General features: G+C 70.9%; 3 protein-coding genes and 4 tRNA genes. 6 read left to right on the top strand and 1 reads right to left on the bottom strand.

Going from position 1 to position 4,293, the window contains the following annotated elements:
* From ABZ260_RS47630 to ABZ260_RS47610, 5 genes are all read left to right on the top strand, one after another.
* The coding region (locus ABZ260_RS47630) for an N-acetylmuramoyl-L-alanine amidase (protein WP_355631633.1) at positions 1–2,114 on the top strand (2,114 nt) is incomplete at its 5' end.
* Positions 2,115–2,203: 89 nt separating this feature from the next.
* Positions 2,204–2,275: transfer RNA gene (locus ABZ260_RS47625), tRNA-Gly, on the top strand.
* 26 nt (positions 2,276–2,301) lie between these two features.
* Positions 2,302–2,372 (top strand) — tRNA-Cys (locus ABZ260_RS47620).
* Positions 2,373–2,445: 73 nt separating this feature from the next.
* Positions 2,446–2,517: transfer RNA gene (locus ABZ260_RS47615), tRNA-Gly, on the top strand.
* A gap of 14 nt (positions 2,518–2,531) precedes the next feature.
* Positions 2,532–2,603, top strand: a tRNA-Val gene (locus ABZ260_RS47610).
* A 124-nt stretch (positions 2,604–2,727) separates the two neighbouring features.
* Here the strand turns inward: ABZ260_RS47610 and ABZ260_RS47605 are convergent.
* Entirely contained in the window at positions 2,728–3,309 is a 582-nt protein-coding gene (locus ABZ260_RS47605; protein WP_350920015.1) for a hypothetical protein, read from the bottom strand.
* 279 nt (positions 3,310–3,588) lie between these two features.
* Between ABZ260_RS47605 and ABZ260_RS47600 the strand changes: the two genes are divergently transcribed.
* On the top strand, positions 3,589–4,293 hold a 705-nt coding region (locus ABZ260_RS47600), incomplete at its 3' end, for a hypothetical protein (protein ID WP_355631630.1).

The following is a 4,293-nucleotide window of genomic DNA, read 5'->3' as shown; positions in this document are numbered from 1 at the left end:
CCGGCACCGTCGCCGACACGCCGCCATCGGCGGGAACGGGTGCGCGGTCCGGCAGGCAGGCCGCCTTCGCGAAGGCGGCGCGGACGTACGGGGTACCGGAGAGCGTGCTGCTCGCGGTCTCCTACCTGGAGTCCCGCTGGGAGGGCCACCGCGGCCTGCCCAGCGTCTCCGCCGGCTACGGCCCGATGCATCTGGTCGACGGCCGGGCCAGGCCGGGCCGGCCGCACGGCGTCGGTGAGGACCCGCGCGGCGACGAGACCCGGCCGCGCGTGATCGCCCTTCCGCCCGTCGCGCCGGCCCCGCCCCAGGACACCCTGCGACGGGCCTCGGAACTGACCGGCCTGCCCCTCCGCCGGCTGCGTGAGGACCCCTCCGCCAACATCATGGGCGGTGCCGCGCTGCTCGCCGACTACCGGCGCCGCACCGGCGGGAGCCCCGGCACCGGCCCGGCGGGCTGGTACGACGCGGTGGCCCGCTATCCCGGCGTACCGGAAGAGGGCGCCGCGGGAACGGAGGCGGCACGGTCCTTCGCCGACGAGGTCTACGCGACGATCCAGGCCGGTGCCGCGCGGGTGACCGACGACGGCGAACGGGTGGTGCTGCCCGCGACGCCGGGACTTTCCGCACCGCGGGCGCCACTCCCCGAACCGCCCGCTCCGATGGCACAGCGCCGCGCGCACGGCCCCACCCCCACCCCCACCCCCGCACCCGTCACGGACATCGTCGTGAAACCCGCGACGGAGCCTGCCACGAAGATCGCCGCCGTGCTCGCCGCGGCCCCCTCTCCCCTGCCCACGGCGAGACCCGCAGTGGCCCCCACAGCGAAACCCACAGCGAGACCCACAGCGGCCCTCGCGGCGGCTCCCGTCGCGGAAGTCACTGCGGGGGCCACCGCGAGGGCCACTGCGAGGGCCACTGCGGGAACCACTGCGGGGCCCGACTGCCCGAGGAACGTCTCCTGCGAGTGGCTCCCCGCCGTCTACCGGCGACTCAAGGGCGGCGGCTACGGCAACCACGACCGCTCCGACGGTCCCCGAAAGATCGACTACATCGTGATCCACGACGGCGAGACGAGCTACGACGCGATGACCCGCCTGGTCAAGGACCCCGAATACCTGAGCTGGCACTTCACCATCCGCTCCAGCGACGGCCACATCGCCCAGCACCTACGGGCCAGGGACATCGGCTGGCACGCCGGAAACTGGTACGTCAACTCCCGCTCCATCGGCCTGGAGCACGAGGGCTACCTGGCCAGGGGCGGATCCTGGTTCACCGAGGCGATGTACCGGGCCTCGGCCAGGCTGGTACGCCACCTCGCGGCCAAGTACGACGTCCCTCTCGACCGGGCGCACATCCTGGGACACGACAACGTGCCGGGCACCACCCCGGAGACCGTGGGCGGCATGCACGACGACCCCGGCCCGTACTGGGACTGGAGCCACTACTTCGAACTGCTCGGCAGCCCGCTGCGCGCCTCCGGCGGTGACGCCGCGCGCTCGGTGCTGATCAAGCCCGACTACGGCACCAACAGCCCGAACTTCACCGGCTGTCCTGGAGGGTGCCGCAGCCTGGGCGCCTCCTCGGTCTGGCTGCACACCCGCCCCTCCCACACCGCGCCACTGGTCTCCGATATCGGCAAGCACCCCACCGGCGACTCCACGTACAGCGTCTACGACCACGCCGCCCGCGCCTCCAGCGGCCAGCGGTACGCGCTCGCCGAGCGCAGGGACGGCTGGACCGCGATCTGGTACCTCGGCCGGAAGGCGTGGTTCAGCGACCCCGCCGAGGCCCCCACCTCCCTGCCCGCGTCAGGCCCTCTGGTGACGCCCAGACCCGGCCACTCCCCGATCAAGGTGTACGGCAGGGCCTATCCGAAGGCGCACGCCTACCCCGTGGGCGTCCCCGTGCAGGCCCTGACCCCGCTGCAGTACTCGATACCCGCCGGGCAGGTCTACAGCTCCGGCCCGATGACCCGTGCCTCGTACCTGCGGGCGGCCGCCTTCGATCCTGCCGAGCACCGCGTCGTCAGGGGCGAGATCCGCTACCGGCAGATCCAGTTCGGGCACCGGATCATGTTCGTCCGGGCCTCCGACGTCCAACCGGTCAGCAGATGAAGATCTTCGTCAGACCTGATCCCTGCGCGCATCCGCCCCGCGGAGGCGCTAGAGTTTTCACGTGCCCCGGAGTCGCCTCCGGGGAGCACGCGGAAGTGGCTCAGTGGTAGAGCATCACCTTGCCAAGGTGAGGGTCGCGGGTTCGAATCCCGTCTTCCGCTCCGGCAGGTCCTTTCAGGATCTGGCTGGTGGAGTGGCCGAGAGGCGAGGCAACGGCCTGCAAAGCCGTCTACACGGGTTCAAATCCCGTCTCCACCTCAGCGCAAGACCTACGGACCCCCCGGGATCCGGTAGGGTTGTGCGAGCGCCGAGGGGAAACCCGAAGCAAAATGCGGAAGTGGCTCAGTGGTAGAGCATCACCTTGCCAAGGTGAGGGTCGCGGGTTCGAATCCCGTCTTCCGCTCTGGTGGTACCCGAGGACGATTAGCTCAGCGGGAGAGCGCTTCCCTGACACGGAAGAGGTCACAGGTTCAATCCCTGTATCGTCCACCGAGAGATCCCAGGCCATTGGCCTGGGATTTTCTGTTTCCCAATGCCGTGCCACCCGCACCGTGCCGCCCGCGCGAGCGACAGGAGCGAGGCCCCGGCGTCCGGATCCCGCACGGCCCGCGGGTCAACCGCCGGGTCCCACCTCGTTGTTCGGCGCGCCGTCGCCGCTGGTCGGCAGATCGCCGCGCTCCACCGGGCCGGGCGGCGGCGAGGGCGTCCCGGAACCGTCCGGGATCGCCTGCCGCGCTCCGGCCACGGCCGCCTTCAGCGCGGCCCGGTCGACCTCGCCGACACGGCCGTTCAACCGGATGAGGTGATCGGCTCGGACCGCCGTGTACTCATGGCGTCCCCCGCCCGAGCGGTACCAGCCCACCTCGTCACGCTCGCACCTCACCGGCGCCGACGGCGGGTCCGCGTCCATCAGCGGTGTGTCCGCGCACCGGGCGTCGCCGAACGTGCCGCGGTCGACCCTCAGCTGAACGCGCGCGCTCCCGGAGAAGTAGAAGGCGCCGAACCCGTCGTCCCCGATCACGCCGACCGACTGCTCGGCCAGCCGGTACCCCGGCAGATCCAGTGCGTAGATCAGCTCCGGAGCCGCTCCCTGCCGCCGCGCCTGATCCAGCACGCTCTGGCCGAGCGACGCCTCGGAGCCGCAGCCGGACACGACCAGCCCGAGGACCGCGACGGAAACGAACCGCTCCTTCATTTTGATCACTTTGTCGTACCCGGTCCCCCTCCGACAACCTCGGCCTCGCGAGGTCCGCCGGAGCGCCCGGGAAAGGCCCTCCCCGCCTGCTCTCACCCGGACTTCCCCGGCCGGACCCCGCCTGACGCGACCTCCGGTCCGGAACAATCATCACGATCACCTTTTTGGCCCGCGTCACCGGCGGGCAAAGAGGCGCCAAAAGAGGCACCATGGGAGGACGCATAACCTGAAACACCGTTAATCGCTATGCTTTTGAAACGTGGCAAAGGGGGCGAGCCTGTGCAGCGCGTGGTGGTCGATCCTGAGGTGCCGAGGGACATCGCCGAACTCCTCCGTCGTAACGGGCCCCTGCTCTATCGCCTTCGCACCGGACGTGTCCCGAGGGGGGACGACGATCCCCGGGTTCCGGGAGTGCTCGTAGGGCTCTTCGGCGGCTCGGCGGCGGTCGCGGCGGCCGGATTGGCACTCGGCTCCGTCCCGCTCCCGACGTCCGCGGCCGTGCTCACCCTGCTGGTCGGTTTCTACCTCCTCATCCTCACGGTGATCTACCTCGCCAGGAAGCCCTCACCCGCCGACTCCATCGAGCGGGTCCTGTACCGGCACTCCCTGCAGTGGCAGGGGCACTTCCTGATCCTGGAGGACTTCGACCACGACGCCAGAAACCTGCTCGGCCGGGTCCAGCGGGCGATCGACTTCATCGTGTGCTCCCGGGTCAACGCCATGGGCATGCTCGACAGCGTGCGCAACTCGGTGATGCTCCCCGCCGAGGAGTGGGAGATCGCCCGGCTGCTGACCAAGCTCTCCGCACTGCGGGCCAGGCACCGCCACCTGGCCAGAGGCGGCAGGAGCCCCGAGGTGATCGCGGCCATGGCACCGCTGGAGCGTGCCCTGGCCGCCAGCGAGGCCGCCGTGCTCGCGCGGGTGGAGGCCCTGGAACGCTACGCCCGGCAACTCGACGATCTGGGCCTCGTCGGAGAAGGTCTG

This window comes from Streptosporangium sp. NPDC006013 (assembly GCF_040614275.1).
Taxonomy (GTDB): Bacteria; Actinomycetota; Actinomycetes; order Streptosporangiales; family Streptosporangiaceae; genus Streptosporangium.
This window is presented reverse-complemented; position numbering and strand designations above follow the sequence as displayed.